Genomic DNA, 15,763 nt, shown 5'->3' on the forward strand with positions numbered 1-15,763 from the left:
TTGAAAAATCTTGTGAATGCAGTACATCCATCTTCAATGGACTTCTTTACCGCTTTTGAATAAGCCTCTTTGATCCACGCTTTATCAGGATGGTTTGGAATATATTCATTATTAAGCCATACGCTAAAACTCTTGCCTGTCATAAACTTATCACCTTGATCATGTAAATTCCTGTTATGAACAAGATAAAAATTATATACATATCTGCAAGTGCCAATGGTCTTGTTAATTTTGATTTTCTGCTCGACTGTCGGATTGATTTCCGTCTTGAAGCTCTTTAGCAATTTCTTCATCTCCTTCTATTTGCTTCTTATACTTACGAAGTCCATACAATCTACAGGAAAATTAAAATTTCTCTACCTCTGGCTCATGCGTAAAAGAAGAAAATGTTGCCGTAACATTCCGAAAATAAAATACTTCTGTATTTCCATCATCGGCCGAGTACATTTTCTGCAAGGAGGGATATGCATCCAGCATAGATTGTCTTGCTTCCCGACGGTCATCTTCTATAAGTTCCCCAGATACACGTAACCATTCCCCATTTTTGAATGCACAGATCTCTGCTTTCGGGTTGATATGTAACTGCTTAGACACCTCTTTTTTCTTACCCGTCTGGATATAAAGCTTACCATCAAAAATATGGATTGTACCAAATGGCCGGACTCTTGGCTGATCACCTTCCATTGTTGCCAGGTAATAGGTTTCGGCTTCTTTTAAAAATTTTTCTACTCGTTCCATAGTCAGATCCTCCTACTTCAGTATTTTCTTTATCTGTTTATCCGTTGCGATCGAATAAATCTCATGCATATAATCCACGATCCGTTTCCATGACTTCTGCGGATCCTCTTTATAACAGGATGTCACATAGTCGTAGCCATAAATATGTTCCGGAGATGAGTATACTGCCACATCCCAACCATATACTTCCCCTTTTTTATTTACTCTCTTCCGGAAATCACAGTTACAAAGATAGAGCTGCATCATAAGTGTTGTAATCGCGCCATCGAATCCTTTCTCTCCGTTTTTTCCAAATCCTGCCTGTTTCTTTAATAGATTTGAAAAGATCTCGGATTCTGCCTTATCTTCTATAAAATGATCCATGATCATTTTATGTTTATATGGTGCCTTTCCATCTTCATATAGGGCATCAAAATCATAGCCGTCCCTTCGGTAATTTGCGAACACAGGCAACCACTTTTTTGATATGAATCCCGCCTTTTTATCAAAGAATTTTCCATAGACAATATCATGTTTTCTTGCAATGATAGCTCTCCACATCCAGGGATCTTTTTCTGGATCCTCGCACCACCAGTGTGCCGGCACCGTTCTCTCTTCCAGAGAAAATCCTGGGATTTCATTCTTAAATAGAGGAAGAAACCCAATTTCATTTATATAGTCTATTGTATCTTCGACAGTCCGAAGGCATTCTGGATCATCCCAGTCCACTCCATACATGATCCATGTCCCAGATTCGTTTCCCATGGCCATTGTCCCTCTTTCACATCAAAATCTGTTCCCACATTTGGGACAGTAAACAAAATCCTCTGTGGTCTCATATCCGCAGTAAGAGCACCGCCGGAAGGAATGCCTTCCCTGATTGATTTTTTCCAGATGTTCTGGCAGTATCTTAGGTTTCTCACCTTTTGCAATCGCTTTTCCTACTTCCGGATCCAATTCATATAAAGTATTACAGCAGCTTGTCCTTACATAATAGCGCCTGTTCCACTTAAAACATGGGATAAAAAATAGTGACAACACTGTATAGGTCATAAACACATGAAAGCTTCCATATTTCCCACAAATATTACATGTAATAAGCTGCGAAAAGTCCAAATCTTTTCTTCCATCCGTAATTCCCATCATAAAAAACATATTATTCTTCCACTCCGTAGCTATCAAGTTCTTGTTGGATCCAGGTCATGATCACATCTACTAGGTATTCCTGTTGAATCTGACTCAAATCTCTGCCTGGTTGAATTTTATGCCACTTTCTGATACATTCCCGGCAACAGGTGGCAGTTGCATGCTGGGCAATAAAGACTGGATGTCCTTTGGTCGGTGTCTGCTTCCCATCATTGGGAATTACTGCAGGTGCTTCTCTTTTGGCAATGAAATCCATCGCATGTTCTCTTATAGTTTTCAAACCTTTTTCCTTGATATAATCAATGTCTTTTTGCTTCAGGTGAAAACTGCTCCGAAATTTTGAATTTCCGAGATGTTCAAATAATTGTGTATACCATTCTTCTTTTGTCACATCACATCACTCTTTTCTGCCCCAAGAACACAGCTATTTTGCGTTATTGAATGAGTTTCTTCCTTGTTATAATACAATCAATAGCTCTGCTCCATATTATCTCTATCATTTTTATCATTCAAATCTTTTTGATTAAATGCCGGAAAACCCATAAAACCAGATGCATCGCCTAAATCTAACCCTGTTTCTGGTTCCATTCTTTTTACAGGCAATGGAATCCAGTAACTTTCTTTTTTTTACCATCAAAAATTTGAAATTTATCAAGTGAATATTTCACTGGAACCAGACTATCATATTCTTCTACGTTAAATTTTAACTTCCAGATTTTCATATCAATTCCTCGTCTTTCTATTATTTAGGAAAATCTTTAACGTTTCTCTAATAACTGATCAATATATTTAATAATCCGAATAACATCTTCTTTTGAAACCACACCTTCTTTTACTTGAATGTTCTCTAAATTATGCCTTGATCTATCAAACAGATAATCTAAATGCGCCCCTAAAACTCTGGTTTTTAATCCATCACTGACGCAAAACACATGGCAATGATCTTCTGAAAGTGATGCAGGTGTCAAATGGTACCCATAATTATTGTCTGCGTCGTTTTCTGGAAAAGTCAAATCATACAATTCCATATAGGCATCTCCTTTTTCCATATTAAACAATCTTTTATCAATAATCGGATTTTCTAATACATTTTTCAATGGTTCTAATTCACTTATAAGCGTAGCTGTTCTTATCTCTGTTGGAAATATAGCTCCATCAATAAAAAATAACAATACCCCATTAAGAAACGTATTATCTCCAGAATAATTCCACTCTTCTATTTTTTGCATATCAATAGCAAATTTGTATGGATCTCCTATTATCATCTCATCTGCTCCCTTATGTAATTCCCGTTATAATATTATGTATTTGACACCAGATTATATATATGCAAGCGATAACACCAAAACATTCTAAAACCACACCAATAAAATACATTTCTTTGGGTGCTAATTTGTATTCTGATAAATCAGCTAATAAAATGTTTTTAATAATAAACTTGATTGATTTCATAAGTGTTATGGTTAAGCCGATGAACGGCCAAAGTATTGTAAATACTGCAAAAATCCATGTAACACATACTGGCATTATATTAAGCAAATACTTTTCATAAAAACCGGATATAAAGATTGTTAAAACAAATATTCCAACTGTTACTATAAGACCTTTTGCAAATAAATTTACATGTTCAAGTATTGGATTTTTCATCTGACGCTTTTTCCCCACTATTATAAATCCCCAACATATCTTCTAATAAAGCCTTCTTTAATTTGTCCTGCGAAGCCTTCGAAGGTTTCATATATAACCAGATTCCCAAAACCGGAATTGTTACAAATGGTATCAAACAAATCACAGATACAATCAGCGACTGAATCATACTGTAATCTAATCCTAATCCGATTTTTATAAGTTTATATATCATAAATAATATAAAGCCAATGGCACCATAGGAAAGTGCGTAGACCAATTCATCTTTATCATAATAATATTCAATGCAAATACCATTTGCCGATCTGCAAATTTTTCCTTGCATGATTGTCGGCGAGTATAGTTCAAATAAATTTTTAATAGTTACATGTTCTGGATAATATTTGACCCAAAACATATTTCCATGTATTTTTCCTACAAAACCTGTCATTTTCAATTCTTTCGGATTGCTTACAAAATGATTGAACCTCCAGGTGAAATCTTCTATGGATAAATTTTGCTTTTCAATTTTCTCTTTTTTCACTTTGTACTGCCTGATACTCATCCCCATCGCACATCTCCCCTTTCTATCCATTGTACTGTTGTCAGCCTTCTTTCACAAGGAAAATTTGTGCGGATTGATGCTTGAAAGTCTTTTTTTGTGTGATAAAATGTTACACGGAATTGTTCTTAAGAACGACTATTTTTCAGGGAGTATTTGATTATGAAATCATCCAATGACCTGCGTACCAGTTTACGCGCCATAGATCATAAAGGTTATCCGGCATATAAATCTCTGGCCGGAAACTATCAGTTTGAGCGATTTATATTAGCCATCGATCATGTACAAGGTGATCCATTCGCATCCCCGTCCAGCTTACATGTAGAGATTCTTCACAGACAGGCTGGATTTCCTTCTGCTTATCTGGATTCAGCGGATGCCCGGATCGCACTGGCAGATCATCTGACCAGGTGTCTGTCTGCTCAGTTCGAAACATATAATTTTAAAGCAAAGGGATCCGGAAAAAGTGGTCTGATCTCTACAACCCATTGCGGGCAGGAAGTGCTGGAGCGTTCTGCCTGTCAGGTGCTCGATGACCGGATCATCGCCAGATTCCATGTAGGATTCCCGGCATTTGGTCGATCCATCAATGCCGGTGAGCTGGAGAAGATCCTGTTTGATTTTCTTCCACGTTGTGTTGAAAATACATTCTTTTTCAAAAAGCTGGATGCAAAGAAGCTGGAAACAGCCATTCATCTCTATGAAGACCAGCAGGAGCTTCGGGCACTGCTTCAGGAACACCATTTGAAAGCATTTGTGAAAAATGGTGCGATTCTTCCGAGAAAAAGCGGTGTTTCCGATCTGCCTATGAAGGATCCCATTCCCTTCTGCTCTCCTGCTTCCATGGAACAAACGTTTGTTCTAAAACATATAGGAGCTGTCACGGGAATGGCGATTCCGGAAGGTATTACGTTGATTGTGGGTGGTGGATACCATGGTAAATCAACCCTTCTGGAAGCTTTACAGACCGGCGTATACAACCATATTTACGGTGATGGCCGGGAATTTGTCATCACAGACGCTACCGCTATCAAGCTGCGGGCTGAAGATGGACGATCCGTACGAAATGTAAATATTTCCATGTTTATCAATGATCTTCCCAATAAGAAGGATACAACCTGCTTCTCTTCCATGGACGCCAGTGGAAGTACTTCTCAGGCAGCCGGGGTGATCGAAAGTCTGGAGGCAGGTGCACATCTGTTCTTAATTGACGAGGACACCTCTGCTACCAACTTCATGCTTCGGGATGAGTTCATGCAACAGGTGATCAGCCGGGAAAAGGAACCAATCACACCCTTCTTGGAGCGTGCTAGAAATCTGTATGAAAGAGCTGGTGTTTCCACCATTCTGGTGGCTGGCAGTTCCGGTGCTTTCTTCTATATTGCGGATCATGTGATCCAGATGGACAATTATCATCCAGTCGAGATCACAGAGAAAGTAAAAGCTCTCTGTAATAATTATCCGACTCCTCGGACAGAAGCACCTGATTTTCAGGTTCCAAAATTCGACCGAACTATCCCACCCTTCCGCCGTACAGAGGATTCCAGAAGATCTCGATGCGGACGGAACCGTGGAGACTTGAACAGCCGGACAACGTCTCATGAGCATATGAAAACCAAACTCTACGGGAAGGATTCTTTTTCCATTGATAAAGAGACGGTAGATCTGCGCTACGTGGAACAGCTTGTAGACGCAGAGCAGACAGCTGCACTTTCTTATTTCCTGCGATATGGACTCGAACAGATAATCGACGGTCAAAAAACCGTTCAGGAGACTGCAGAACAATTGATGAAACTGATGGATCAGAAGGGCTGGCTTCCATTTTGCAGCTCCTATATTCCCTGCGGACTTGCAAAGCCCCGGATACAGGAACTCTATGCCTGCCTGAACCGGTTCAGAGGATAATAATCAGTTTTAATTAATAATGCGTTATAAAAGCAAGGTCACCACATGGATTTTGTGATGACCTTGCTTTTTTGTTATGTAGTGTATTTTCTATATCGTTCTCTCTACTGATTCAACACTTCTGTGATCTTCTGGATCATCTCATCTTCTTTCAGTCGGAATTTGATCTCCACACGTCTGGAAGCCGGCATATCTACGATATCTGTGTTCGCCTTATAAACCGGATCACTGAATGAGCGTCCGTTCACCGTCAATAACTGTTCCAGTACTTTGATATTTTCCTTACTCAGTCCATTGGATGAGTTCAGACAGAACTTCGCAACCGAGTTGGCACGATTGAAAGAAAGTGTCATATTACTCTGATAATCTCCGACTGTATCTGTGTGACCTTCAATAATGATCTCCGCAATATATGGGCGGAAATTATCCTGGAGAAGCACATCCAAATACATGGGAATTACTTCCTTCAAGGTATTTTTACTAGCCGCGGTCAGTGTAGCACTGTTATATTTGAACAGCACATCTGTAGAAAAACTGATGGAACCGGTCTGAGGATCTACCTGCATGGTAGAGTTGGAAAACTTCGTCTGTAATTCCCCAATAATATCTGTCCGGATTCCTACAATATCCTGCAGTTCGCTTTTGGCACTGTTCAATTCATCTCTTGCCTCATCAATCATCTGATAAGCTGACTGCAGCTCTTCTTCCGTCATCGTCTGCCTGGCATAAGCATCTTCCAGTTTTTGCAGGGATGCCTGCCGTTCTTTCTCTGACTCTTCCAGTTCTGTTCTGGTGTTGTTCAATTGTAATTCCGCCTGTTCCAAGTCTGTAGTCTTCATCTTGTAGATGCCAAGCGTAATGGCAATGATCAGCACAAAAAGAAGTAAAAGTGCTGCCATCATATCAGAATAAGACTGCCAGTAGCTTGGAGCCTGAAACACTTCTCTCCCTTTTCGCTTATTTTTCATATAAATCCCTCATCTGATGAAACGTATACAATTCATTGCCAAGGTTTTCACATGCCCGGTTCAGCTTTTCTTCTACATGCTGTTGGCGTTCCAGAGAAAGCTGCATAGAATCCTGCATAGCGCGGCTTGCATCCAGCAGCAGACGGGTACTCTCCTCCAGTCGCTGAAAATTGCGGGCATATGTACTCTGCGCCTCACAGGCATCTTTCAGATTTCTTCCGAGACTGTCAAACTCAGTTCCAAGAGATTCGGACAACTGGTTCATAAACTGCTGCACGATCTTGTCCAGACCTTTGATCTGACTTTCCTCATTGCATTTCATCAGTTCCATGATGGACTTCATGGAGTTCGCCATATTTGCCTGATAGATCAGCATGGCATTCATGTTCTCGTCTACCTGGCTCACTGGCGGCTCTGTGCACTCATGGAATGTCTCCAAAAATGTAGTCAGCCTTGTATAAGCATCTGCCATGATTCCACGATACACAAAGTTAAATACCAGTGAAAAGAAGATTCCATATACGGACGTATGGAATGCCACTTTCATACCTGATAATAACGGTGCAATATTATCAGAAATAGTAAAAATATCATTACCGGTAAAAGAAAGCATTCCCAGAGTCAGTCCCAGAAATGTACCAAGAATACCTAGACCGGACATCGTTCCAGAGACTACGGAATTATAGTGTGTCCCTGCAATCTGATCCAGCAGATCCTCGTTGATATATTCTTCCACACTGCAGGCAGAGGTAACCGTTCCCTTTTTTGTTGTATGGGCTTTGATTCGTCTCTGATATTTAGCAAACTGTGCGTCAAGAACACTATCTTCAAACACATTCTCTTTTTCTTTATACTGACTCCAGAGATTTGCAGAAGATACTTCGTATTGGGTACTCATACTCTTAGCTACCCGTTCCAGTGCGTCACCTGCCCGGTTTAACCGGTTGAAAAATACAGCGGAAATAATCATCAGAATACCGATCAGAATGAAAAATGTCAGATTGATAGCAAAATTACTGATGGAGCCGATTTCCCCCGTAAAGACTCCATTGATGTACAGAATAAATCCTAACATCAGAATATATAAGACAAACAGAAAATAATAGGATTTGCGTTTCATGCATGCCCTCCTTCGTATATGATTTGATAGAACTACTTTACCATATTTTAGAAGGAGGGACAATGGAAGCGCATGAATCTTAAAACAAACTTAACAAAATCTTAAAGACGTGCAACACCCGTCTTCTTTGCAGCCTCGGCCACTGCTTTTGCAACCGCCGGACCAACTCTCTTGTCAAATGCTTTCGGCATCCCCTCCTTTAATATTTCCATCCTGAATATTATCTATAATTTGATTTAAGATAGCGTCAAACGCCTTTTCTTCTCCAATTTTTCTGAACATATTGATTCTCCATCTGATACGATTATTTCACATAACTCCATACGAGCAGCCAAGTAACCTCACGCTACTGTCTTTGCTGCCCAGTATAGCATTTTGCTGTTGTCGTGTCAAAATTGAACCTTATAATAGCTCGTCAGAATAATATGGAAGAATAATCTTCCGTCCTTCGATCAGGCATGTATCATGCATGCCATTGATGGTCATAACTTCATTAATATAATCCATGCGATCCTCATAATGTGCAGCATCCATATAATCTCCTGCCAGATCCCACAGAGTATCTCCGTCCTGGATCTCCACATTCGCATAATATTTATACATAGCAGGCGCAGCCGGTTCCTTTGCTCTGGTGATCATGGAACCGAATCCCATACCGATCACAAATATTACTACAAGTGTCAGCACAATCAGCAGGATCATCTTTCTCTTTTCTCGCTGCTTTCTCAGTGCTCTTGCTCTGCGCTCTCTTCTCATATCTTCTCTCTGAACTGTCTGTGCTGCATACATTTCATTCACTCTCCTTTTATCAAGAACCAAACATCTGTTCTATGTGCTTATTATAGTATCAGAACACATGTTTGTCAACAGATAAATCGAATATTTGTTCGGAAAATATGTTCTGTTTCATGCAGTCGGAATTCTACAAATGAAGCGAGTGACCTGTCATTTCCTTGTTTACTTTATGTACACAGACATGCTATAATTAGTTTTCATTCTAAGGAAAAAGATAATAAGAGAACAATAGTGAGGGAGTTTTTCAGATGGCAATTCGTAAAAACGGAATCGTTGTATTAGGAGCAGTATTTGTTGATATCAAAGGGTTTCCGGAGGATATTTATATTCCGGACGGACGGAATGCAGGAACGGTAGAATATGTTCATGGCGGAGTAAGCCGGAACGTGGTGGAGGACATTGCCAATCTTGAGCTGCGCCCTACATTTCTTGGTATTGTAGATGACTCTGCACTGGGTGAGGATGTCATCCACAAGCTGAAGAATCATAAAGTAAACACCGAATATATGCAGACAATCCCCAATGGAATGGGAACCTGGCTTGCCGTATTTGATCACAACGGCGATGTAGCTGGCTCTATTTCTCAGAGACCAAACCTTCTGCCGATCATGGATACCTTAGAGGAAAAAGGGGACGAGATCTTCGCAGAGGCTGATTCTGTGGTAATCGAAGTTGATATGGATAAGGATATTGTAAAAAAAGTGGTGCAGCTCTGCGAGAAATATGACCGGAAGCTGTATGGTGTGGTCAGCAACATGAGTATTGCTATGGAACGCCGTGATCTTCTTCAGAAATTCGACTGCTTTATCTGCAACCAGCAGGAAGCTGGCATGTTCTTCTCCGATGATTACAGCGAAAAAGGCCAGGAAGAACTTCAGGAGATTCTGGCAGACTGTCTGAAAAACGGCAACATTCCTTCTATGGTTGTTACTATGGGTGGAAAAGGCTCTGTCTATGCGGACTGCGAAGGACTGCGGGGGTTCTGCCCACCTAAGAATGTATCTGTAAAAGATACCACTGGTGCAGGTGATTCCTTCTGTGCAGGTGTTGCCAGCGGACTGACATACGGAAAAACTCTTCCAGAAGCCGTTGAGATAGGTACCCGTCTGGCAGCTTCTGTGATCACTTCTTCTGAAAATGTATGTCCTCGCTTTCTGCCTGCGGAATTTGGACTTGAAATGTAAAAGCTGCTATCCCCTGTGATAGACACCATACTCCAGGGCTGGTACGGACAATCAAAAAACTCCGACAGGATATTGAGTACCTTAATCACTCAATTCTCGTCGGAGTTCTATTTTTTATCTACAGATCTGCATATTTACCGATCTTCCATTATACAGCTTTCTTTGCAGTTGTTTTTTTCCATGCACACCAGCAGATAAACCCAAGGAATACCACTGCTGCGATCATCCAGCAGACGAATGTCAGAGTGTCTTTTCCGCTGAACATATCGTAATAACCTTTCAGATAGATGAACGCGATCAAAAGTGGCAGGAACCAGGTCACATAAGCGCGCAGTGCGGCCGGGAATTTGATTCCCTCACCGGCATTTGTCTCATCCATAAATCCATCCCATCCCCATCCGTTCTTTCTGGTACAGAACAGAACATAGCCAAGACTTCCCAGCGGAAGCAGGTTATTGGATACGATGAAGTCTTCCAGATCCATGATCGTACTGCCCTCTCCCAGCGGCTGAATACCAGACCACAGATTGTAGCCAAGAACAGCAGGCATGGACAGCAGGATCACCAGGACTGCACTGACTGCCACACTTTTCTTACGGGACCATCCGAACAGATCCATATCAAATGCAATAATATTTTCAAATACAGCAATAATCGTACTCAGTGCTGCAAAGGTCAGGAACAGGAAGAACAGTGCGCTCCATAAAAATCCACCGGTCATCTGTGCAAAAATATTGGGCAGAGTGATAAATACAAGGCTCGGTCCTGCTCCAGGCTCGATTCCATAGGAAAAACATGCCGGAATAACAATAAAACCGGCGGTCAGTGCTACAAAAGTATCAAGGATCGTAATATTGATTGCTTCACCTGTCATGCTTCTGGAATGATCCAGATAACTTCCGAATATCATCATAGCGCCGATACCAAGGGACAGGGTGAAGAATGCCTGGCTCATGGCTCCGAATACCACATTTCCAATACCGGTCTCTACCATCTTCTGGAAATCAGGAACCAGATAGAAACGAATGCCATCCACTGCTCCCTCAAGGAACACCGAATGGATCGCCAATACAACCATGATCGCAAGCAACGCTATCATCATAACTTTTGTTACTTTCTCAATACCGGACTGCAACCCAAATTTACATACGATAAATCCGATGACACAGATCAGGACGGTCCAGAAGATCATGGTCGGATAATCAGCCAGCATGGATCCAAATGCATTGGTAACGTATTCCGGATCAGCCTGGGAAAAATCACCCCTTAGACTTCTGAAACAGTAATATATCATCCAGCCGCCAACCATGGTGTAGAACATCATCAGAAGATAACAGCCGAAAATACCGATATATTTCATCAGATGCCAGGAAGTGCCCGCTGGCTCCAGCTGTTCAAATGCCATAGCTACGCTCTTCTTGCTTCCGCGTCCAATGGAAAATTCGCAGACCATAGCCGGAATACCCATGATCAATAAGAACAATAAGTAAATTAAAATAAATGCGGCTCCTCCGTATTCACCGCACATGTACGGAAATTTCCATACGTTGCCAATTCCGATGGCACATCCTGCGGAAACCAGGATGAATCCCAGTCTGGAACTGAATTTTTCTCGTTTCATACTCTATACTCCCTCCGTATATATAACATTTAATCATTATAAAATGTTCCTGTCACCCTTGCAACCACACGATTTTTATATTAGAATAAGAAAAACTTATATTATCAGGAGATATCTATGAACATCAATCAATTGAAATATTTTATCTCCGTGGCAGAATACCGGAGCTTTACCAAAGCTGCCAATCAGTTTTACATCTCCCAGACAGCGATTACCCAGCAGATCCAGGCATTGGAAGAAAGTATGGGCGTGACCCTCATTGACCGTTCCCGCCGCCCCATTATGCTGACCCCAGCAGGAAATGTGTTTTTAAATGAAGCCCGGGCCATTCTGGAACGGATGGATATGGCAGTCAGCCGGGTACGTGATGCTTCCACCGGACTGGTGGGAACTCTGCGAATCGGTTATACCAAAGGTTATGAACGAAGCAATCTTTCTAATCTGCTCCGCAGCTTTCACCAGGAATATCCGAACATTCTGATCACCTGCAGCCGCTGCGATACCGATATGCTGGCGGCTGGTCTGTTAAACGGCGATTATGATATGATCTTTACCTGGGACAGCACCAATATTCTGCTGGAGGATCAAGTCTGTCACCGGCTGGTAGAACGAGTTCCGCTGATCGTTGCACTCTATGCCGGTCATCCCCTTTCCGGCCGTCATACATTGAACCGTATGGAGTTAAAAGGTGAACAGATTCTCTACATGTCTCCCTCCGGTGTGGGTGATTCCTTCGGGGATAGCCATTTTATGGAGTTGTATCGAAAAGCGGGATATCAACCGGATATTCTGTTCCGCTCCTCTGATGCCGAAAGTATTCTTATGATGGTAGCCGCCGAGGAAGGCATTTCCATTCTGCCTGCTTACGTAACAAATAAGCTGAAAGATGCCGATAATCTTGTCTTCGTTCCACTGGTCGGAGAAGAAGAATACGAAGAGATCATTGCAGTCTGGAAATCAGACAATGCCGGACAAGCTCTCCAGAAATTTGTCCTGCGGATCAGAGGTGCTGAATAAATTGAATCCGACTGTTGCATTTTGAAGAAGAAGTGTTATAATATTCTTTGTTCAGGAAGTATAGCTCAGCTGGGATGAGCGTTCGCCTCACACGCGAGAGGTCATGGGTTCGAGCCCCATTACTTCCATGTAAAAAACCCCGAAATCTCGGGGTTTTTTATTTTCATGTTGCATTTCGTGTTGCATAGTTCTGTAAATTACTGAATAAACTATAAAAACAGCATATACTTAACATAATATTCTTACGTTAATCATATGCTGCCATTTCATTTTCTAAAATTCCCTCTTTTCAATAATCCGAACAGAGATTCGATAAGATATCCCAAGTATTAATGCATAGATGAGTATCCCGACAAGCACCAGCAGTAATCCTTTCGCTTGCAGCAGTGTCTGTATCTGCTCCAGCAGTAATGACCCTTTCAGTTTCTTTACACCGACAATCCCACTCAGAAAGAAACCAAGCATCATACCGCTGAAGAGACTCCTTCCTTTCTCACTTCCAAATTTAAGATTCAGCGGAAGTGCCAGTGCAAGGAAGAGAATCACAACAGGAATCATGAAACATGTACTGCTCAGGATCTCCCACATAACGACTTCTGTCATCGTTCGATGCCTGATGACATGATACAGCAGTTCCAGTATAAGGATCAGCAGACTGCCTGCTCCTGCCAGTGCCATGGCAAACAGATATTTCTCTGTTACATATGTTTTTCGCTTGATCGGCAAAGTCATCAGATAGGTCATACCATGCTGGTATTCGTCATAGCTTATTGTACTGATGGTAAAAAGTCCGAATAAAAACGGAAAGAATCCAAGAATAGACTGTCCCATGCTGTTGTCCATTACAGCCAACAACCCATAAAAAACAAGCACAGCGCCAAACATTTTTCCCTGATTTTTCAATAATTTCCAGTCTTTGATAAAAAGAGCTTTCATGCTATCTCCCTCCTGCCATAATCATCAGAACCTGATCAACACTGCCATTTTCAACAGCAATCTGTGGCCAGTTCTCCATATAGTACTGCTTCTGATTGGTCAGACACGCATAGCCATACGACTCTTCCTTTTCCTTCAGGATCCATTCTTTGTCAAGTGTTTCGTACTGCTCCGGCGTCACTTTCAGGATTCCATACTGCTCCAGCAGCACATCTGTCTGTTCATGAAAATGAATCTGCCCATGATCGATCAGATAAATATCATCACACAATCCTTCCAGATCTGAAGAAATATGTGAACTGATCAGGATTGACCGGTCACCTGGAATCATAAACTCCCGCAGCAGATCCAGAATCTCCTCTCTTACCATCACATCCAGTCCGGCGGTAGGCTCATCCAGAATCAACAGTCTGGCATCTCTGTTACAGATTGCTGTAAGTACCTTTAATTTGGCTTTCATACCTGTAGAGAATTCCCTGATTTTTTTATCCATGGGAAGTGAAAAACGTTCGCAGTAATTGCAGAACCGCTCCTTATCAAAAACCGGATACAGAGCTTCCAGAATCGGGAGCAGATCTTTGATCGTCAGGTATTCAGAAAATCCCGCATCTGACAGTACCACACCAATTTGCTGCCGTTCCTCTATCGTTAGTTCACTGACTGGATGCCCAAAAACAGCTACCTCACCGCTCTCTGGACGGATCAGTCCAAGAATTAACTTAAAAGTCGTACTTTTACCTGCTCCATTAGCACCGATCAATGCGGTAATCTGTCCTTCTCTTATCTCCATGGAACAATCCAGCTGGAAGTCCGAATATGTTTTCTTTGCATGCTCTAATCTGATCATGATAAATCCTCCAATATGAGTTCAAATGTATCAGTCAGCTCCTGATTGCTAAGACCAAGGCTTCGTCCTTTTCGGACCGCCTGCTCAAGCAGATTTTCTACTTCCTGTTTTTGCTGCTCTAAAAATAATTCCTGACAGGCGGATGATACAAAGCTCCCCTTGCCATGTACGGTTCTGACAAATCCTGCCTGCTCCAGATCGTCATAGGCTTTTTTGACCGTCAATGCGCTGATCTTTAGCTCTTTGGCCAGAGCACGCACCGAAGGAAGCGGCTCGCCTTCTTTCATCTGCCCGGTACTGATCAATGCCCGGAACTGTCTGGATAACTGCTCATAGATCGGCTCCATTGAGGAATGATTGATAATCAAGTTCATATGAGTTCCTCCTTGTAATAAACAGTATATAACAGCATAGAACTGTTGTCAACTGTTATATGCTGTTTATCTGTAAAATTATATAAAAATACCGTCGAATTATCTATCAGAATAATTCGACGGTCATATAAATCTATTTTCATTATCTATTCTGTAAAATCATCAGAATCAGTCTGCCACTCCGGTCTCACATCCTCATTGATCGGATGACTGTTTACTGCCGGGTTGCTGTAACGCTGCTCAGTGATTTCACGATAGAAAGCAGCACGCGTAGCTTCCGTATACGGAGTGATCCAGAAGAATCCGATTCCCAGTGTCAGGATTCCCACAAGATACCAGCCAAAGAAACTTACATCCAGGCAGAACAGACGCCACTTATTTCCCATCATGATCCGTTTGGATTCGGTAATCGCTTCCATCACTGACAAATCTTCGTTTTCTGCCATAATATAGGGTGTCATAGCATATCGATACAAAGCAATATATCCGGGAATCACAAACAGGATGGACCAGAGCATAACCATCATGCCGCGGAAGAACTGCATACAGAAGCCTTCCCAGAGTCTGCGGATATGGGAAAACAGATTTCCCACAGACGGATCATTGTCATCGGTCACATTCAGAAAAAACTGAGCATATCCAAGCGTCACTGCTCCACCGATCACAAGCTGAATCAGAACCATTGCGATCAACGTAATCCCAAGTCCTATGAGAAACGGAAGTATTGCATCATAGACACCTGCGGACTTCAACTGATCCAAAGCATCTGTATTGCTTGTGCCCGTCTGAGTAAATATCTCGGTACTGTAGCTGACATCCATGACCGCACCCAACAGTCCTCCAAGAAAACCAACAACAATGGCCGGAAACCATCGCCCACGCAGGTTCTCTCTTGCAATTTTTCTAAAATCTCTTGATAGTAACATGTCTCTCTCCTGTTATTTC

At 41.7% G+C, this 15,763-nt stretch carries 19 protein-coding genes, 1 tRNA gene and 1 pseudogene; 4 read left to right on the plus strand and 17 right to left on the minus strand.

Features of this window, described 5'->3' with window-relative positions; translation table 11 throughout:
• From WMO62_RS11770 to WMO62_RS11805, 9 genes and pseudogenes are all read right to left on the minus strand, one after another.
• On the minus strand, positions 1-260 hold a 260-nt coding region (locus WMO62_RS11770), incomplete at its 3' end, for a helix-turn-helix domain-containing protein (RefSeq protein WP_435390497.1).
• Positions 226-345 (minus strand): annotated as a pseudogene (locus WMO62_RS15930) (IS607 family transposase); the annotation flags it as partial. The gene WMO62_RS11770 and the pseudogene WMO62_RS15930, both read right to left, overlap by 35 nt.
• Entirely contained in the window at positions 346-738 is a 393-nt protein-coding gene (locus WMO62_RS11775) for a pyridoxamine 5'-phosphate oxidase family protein (RefSeq protein ID WP_349144777.1), read from the minus strand.
• Between the two features lie 12 nt (positions 739-750).
• On the minus strand, positions 751-1,482 hold the full coding sequence (locus tag WMO62_RS11780; RefSeq protein ID WP_349144778.1) for an AlkZ-related protein: 732 nt from the start codon (positions 1,480-1,482) through the stop codon (positions 751-753).
• A 21-nt stretch (positions 1,483-1,503) separates the two neighbouring features.
• Complete coding sequence (locus tag WMO62_RS11785; protein ID WP_349144779.1) at positions 1,504-1,872, minus strand: zinc ribbon domain-containing protein; 369 nt, start codon at positions 1,870-1,872, stop codon at positions 1,504-1,506.
• 1 nt (position 1,873) lies between these two features.
• Entirely contained in the window at positions 1,874-2,254 is a 381-nt protein-coding gene (locus WMO62_RS11790) for a DUF4186 domain-containing protein (protein WP_349144780.1), read from the minus strand.
• A 367-nt stretch (positions 2,255-2,621) separates the two neighbouring features.
• Entirely contained in the window at positions 2,622-3,128 is a 507-nt protein-coding gene (locus WMO62_RS11795; RefSeq protein ID WP_349144781.1) for an immunity 42 family protein, read from the minus strand.
• A 13-nt stretch (positions 3,129-3,141) separates the two neighbouring features.
• Positions 3,142-3,510 (minus strand): hypothetical protein, encoded by a 369-nt coding sequence (locus tag WMO62_RS11800; protein WP_349144782.1) that lies wholly within the window; start codon positions 3,508-3,510, stop codon positions 3,142-3,144.
• A complete protein-coding gene (locus WMO62_RS11805; RefSeq protein ID WP_349144783.1) occupies positions 3,491-4,060 on the minus strand; it encodes a hypothetical protein in 570 nt (189 codons plus the stop codon). The genes WMO62_RS11800 and WMO62_RS11805 overlap by 20 nt, the downstream gene beginning before the upstream one ends.
• A gap of 153 nt (positions 4,061-4,213) precedes the next feature.
• On the opposite strand from WMO62_RS11805, the gene WMO62_RS11810 reads away from it, so the two are divergent.
• Positions 4,214-5,956, plus strand: a complete 1,743-nt coding sequence (locus WMO62_RS11810) for an ABC-ATPase domain-containing protein (protein ID WP_349144784.1) — start codon at positions 4,214-4,216, stop codon at positions 5,954-5,956.
• 104 nt (positions 5,957-6,060) lie between these two features.
• Here the strand turns inward: WMO62_RS11810 and WMO62_RS11815 are convergent, their stop codons facing one another.
• The 3 genes from WMO62_RS11815 to WMO62_RS11825 all read right to left on the minus strand — a co-directional run bounded on the left by WMO62_RS11815 (position 6,061) and on the right by WMO62_RS11825 (position 8,833).
• On the minus strand, positions 6,061-6,924 hold the full coding sequence (locus WMO62_RS11815; RefSeq protein ID WP_117496002.1) for an OmpA family protein: 864 nt from the start codon (positions 6,922-6,924) through the stop codon (positions 6,061-6,063).
• Positions 6,914-8,044 (minus strand): MotA/TolQ/ExbB proton channel family protein, encoded by a 1,131-nt coding sequence (locus tag WMO62_RS11820; protein WP_349144785.1) that lies wholly within the window; start codon positions 8,042-8,044, stop codon positions 6,914-6,916. Before WMO62_RS11820 ends, WMO62_RS11815 begins: the two co-directional genes overlap by 11 nt.
• Positions 8,045-8,446: 402 nt before the next feature.
• Complete coding sequence (locus WMO62_RS11825) at positions 8,447-8,833, minus strand: hypothetical protein (RefSeq protein ID WP_118438724.1); 387 nt, start codon at positions 8,831-8,833, stop codon at positions 8,447-8,449.
• Between the two features lie 254 nt (positions 8,834-9,087).
• Between WMO62_RS11825 and WMO62_RS11830 the strand changes: the two genes are divergently transcribed.
• A complete protein-coding gene (locus tag WMO62_RS11830) occupies positions 9,088-10,023 on the plus strand; it encodes a carbohydrate kinase family protein (RefSeq protein ID WP_349144786.1) in 936 nt (311 codons plus the stop codon).
• A 148-nt stretch (positions 10,024-10,171) separates the two neighbouring features.
• On the opposite strand, the gene WMO62_RS11835 is transcribed toward WMO62_RS11830, so the two are convergent.
• Entirely contained in the window at positions 10,172-11,644 is a 1,473-nt protein-coding gene (locus WMO62_RS11835) for a sodium-dependent transporter (RefSeq protein ID WP_349144787.1), read from the minus strand.
• 117 nt (positions 11,645-11,761) lie between these two features.
• Here WMO62_RS11835 and WMO62_RS11840 point away from each other — a divergent pair, with 117 nt between their 5' ends.
• Together WMO62_RS11840 and WMO62_RS11845 are read left to right on the plus strand one after the other, a co-directional pair.
• Positions 11,762-12,661: a LysR family transcriptional regulator gene (locus tag WMO62_RS11840; protein WP_349144788.1), complete on the plus strand. Its 900-nt coding sequence runs from the start codon at positions 11,762-11,764 to the stop codon at positions 12,659-12,661.
• Between the two features lie 54 nt (positions 12,662-12,715).
• Positions 12,716-12,789: transfer RNA gene (locus WMO62_RS11845), tRNA-Val, on the plus strand.
• Between the two features lie 145 nt (positions 12,790-12,934).
• Here the strand turns inward: WMO62_RS11845 and WMO62_RS11850 are convergent.
• The 4 genes from WMO62_RS11850 to WMO62_RS11865 all read right to left on the minus strand — a co-directional run bounded on the left by WMO62_RS11850 (position 12,935) and on the right by WMO62_RS11865 (position 15,744).
• Entirely contained in the window at positions 12,935-13,597 is a 663-nt protein-coding gene (locus WMO62_RS11850; RefSeq protein WP_349144789.1) for an ABC-2 transporter permease, read from the minus strand.
• Between the two features lies 1 nt (position 13,598).
• Positions 13,599-14,444: an ABC transporter ATP-binding protein gene (locus WMO62_RS11855; protein WP_349144790.1), complete on the minus strand. Its 846-nt coding sequence runs from the start codon at positions 14,442-14,444 to the stop codon at positions 13,599-13,601.
• Complete coding sequence (locus WMO62_RS11860) at positions 14,441-14,818, minus strand: GntR family transcriptional regulator (protein ID WP_349144791.1); 378 nt, start codon at positions 14,816-14,818, stop codon at positions 14,441-14,443. Before WMO62_RS11860 ends, WMO62_RS11855 begins: the two co-directional genes overlap by 4 nt.
• 146 nt (positions 14,819-14,964) lie before the next feature.
• Positions 14,965-15,744 carry a DUF975 family protein gene (locus tag WMO62_RS11865; protein ID WP_349144792.1) on the minus strand — a complete coding sequence of 260 codons (780 nt, stop codon included), beginning with the start codon at positions 15,742-15,744 and terminating at the stop codon, positions 14,965-14,967.
• Between the last annotated feature and the right edge of the window lie 19 nt (positions 15,745-15,763).

The organism is Hominiventricola aquisgranensis (genome assembly GCF_040096225.1).
GTDB classification, from domain to species: Bacteria; Bacillota; Clostridia; order Lachnospirales; family Lachnospiraceae; genus Hominiventricola; species Hominiventricola aquisgranensis.

Coding starts and splice junctions, on each gene's coding strand:
- WMO62_RS11865 (WP_349144792.1), bottom strand. CDS start 15,744: ATGTTACTATCAAGAGATTTTAGAAAAATTGCAAGAGAGAACCTGCGT.
- WMO62_RS11800 (WP_349144782.1), bottom strand. CDS start 3,510: ATGAAAAATCCAATACTTGAACATGTAAATTTATTTGCAAAAGGTCTT.
- WMO62_RS11825 (WP_118438724.1), bottom strand. CDS start 8,833: ATGTATGCAGCACAGACAGTTCAGAGAGAAGATATGAGAAGAGAGCGC.
- WMO62_RS11855 (WP_349144790.1), bottom strand. CDS start 14,444: ATGATCAGATTAGAGCATGCAAAGAAAACATATTCGGACTTCCAGCTG.
- WMO62_RS11780 (WP_349144778.1), bottom strand. CDS start 1,482: ATGGGAAACGAATCTGGGACATGGATCATGTATGGAGTGGACTGGGAT.
- WMO62_RS11810 (WP_349144784.1), top strand. CDS start 4,214: ATGAAATCATCCAATGACCTGCGTACCAGTTTACGCGCCATAGATCAT.
- WMO62_RS11805 (WP_349144783.1), bottom strand. CDS start 4,060: ATGGGGATGAGTATCAGGCAGTACAAAGTGAAAAAAGAGAAAATTGAA.
- WMO62_RS11820 (WP_349144785.1), bottom strand. CDS start 8,044: ATGAAACGCAAATCCTATTATTTTCTGTTTGTCTTATATATTCTGATG.
- WMO62_RS11815 (WP_117496002.1), bottom strand. CDS start 6,924: ATGAAAAATAAGCGAAAAGGGAGAGAAGTGTTTCAGGCTCCAAGCTAC.
- WMO62_RS11860 (WP_349144791.1), bottom strand. CDS start 14,818: ATGAACTTGATTATCAATCATTCCTCAATGGAGCCGATCTATGAGCAG.
- WMO62_RS11835 (WP_349144787.1), bottom strand. CDS start 11,644: ATGAAACGAGAAAAATTCAGTTCCAGACTGGGATTCATCCTGGTTTCC.
- WMO62_RS11840 (WP_349144788.1), top strand. CDS start 11,762: ATGAACATCAATCAATTGAAATATTTTATCTCCGTGGCAGAATACCGG.
- WMO62_RS11850 (WP_349144789.1), bottom strand. CDS start 13,597: ATGAAAGCTCTTTTTATCAAAGACTGGAAATTATTGAAAAATCAGGGA.
- WMO62_RS11785 (WP_349144779.1), bottom strand. CDS start 1,872: ATGTTTTTTATGATGGGAATTACGGATGGAAGAAAAGATTTGGACTTT.
- WMO62_RS11775 (WP_349144777.1), bottom strand. CDS start 738: ATGGAACGAGTAGAAAAATTTTTAAAAGAAGCCGAAACCTATTACCTG.
- WMO62_RS11795 (WP_349144781.1), bottom strand. CDS start 3,128: ATGATAATAGGAGATCCATACAAATTTGCTATTGATATGCAAAAAATA.
- WMO62_RS11830 (WP_349144786.1), top strand. CDS start 9,088: ATGGCAATTCGTAAAAACGGAATCGTTGTATTAGGAGCAGTATTTGTT.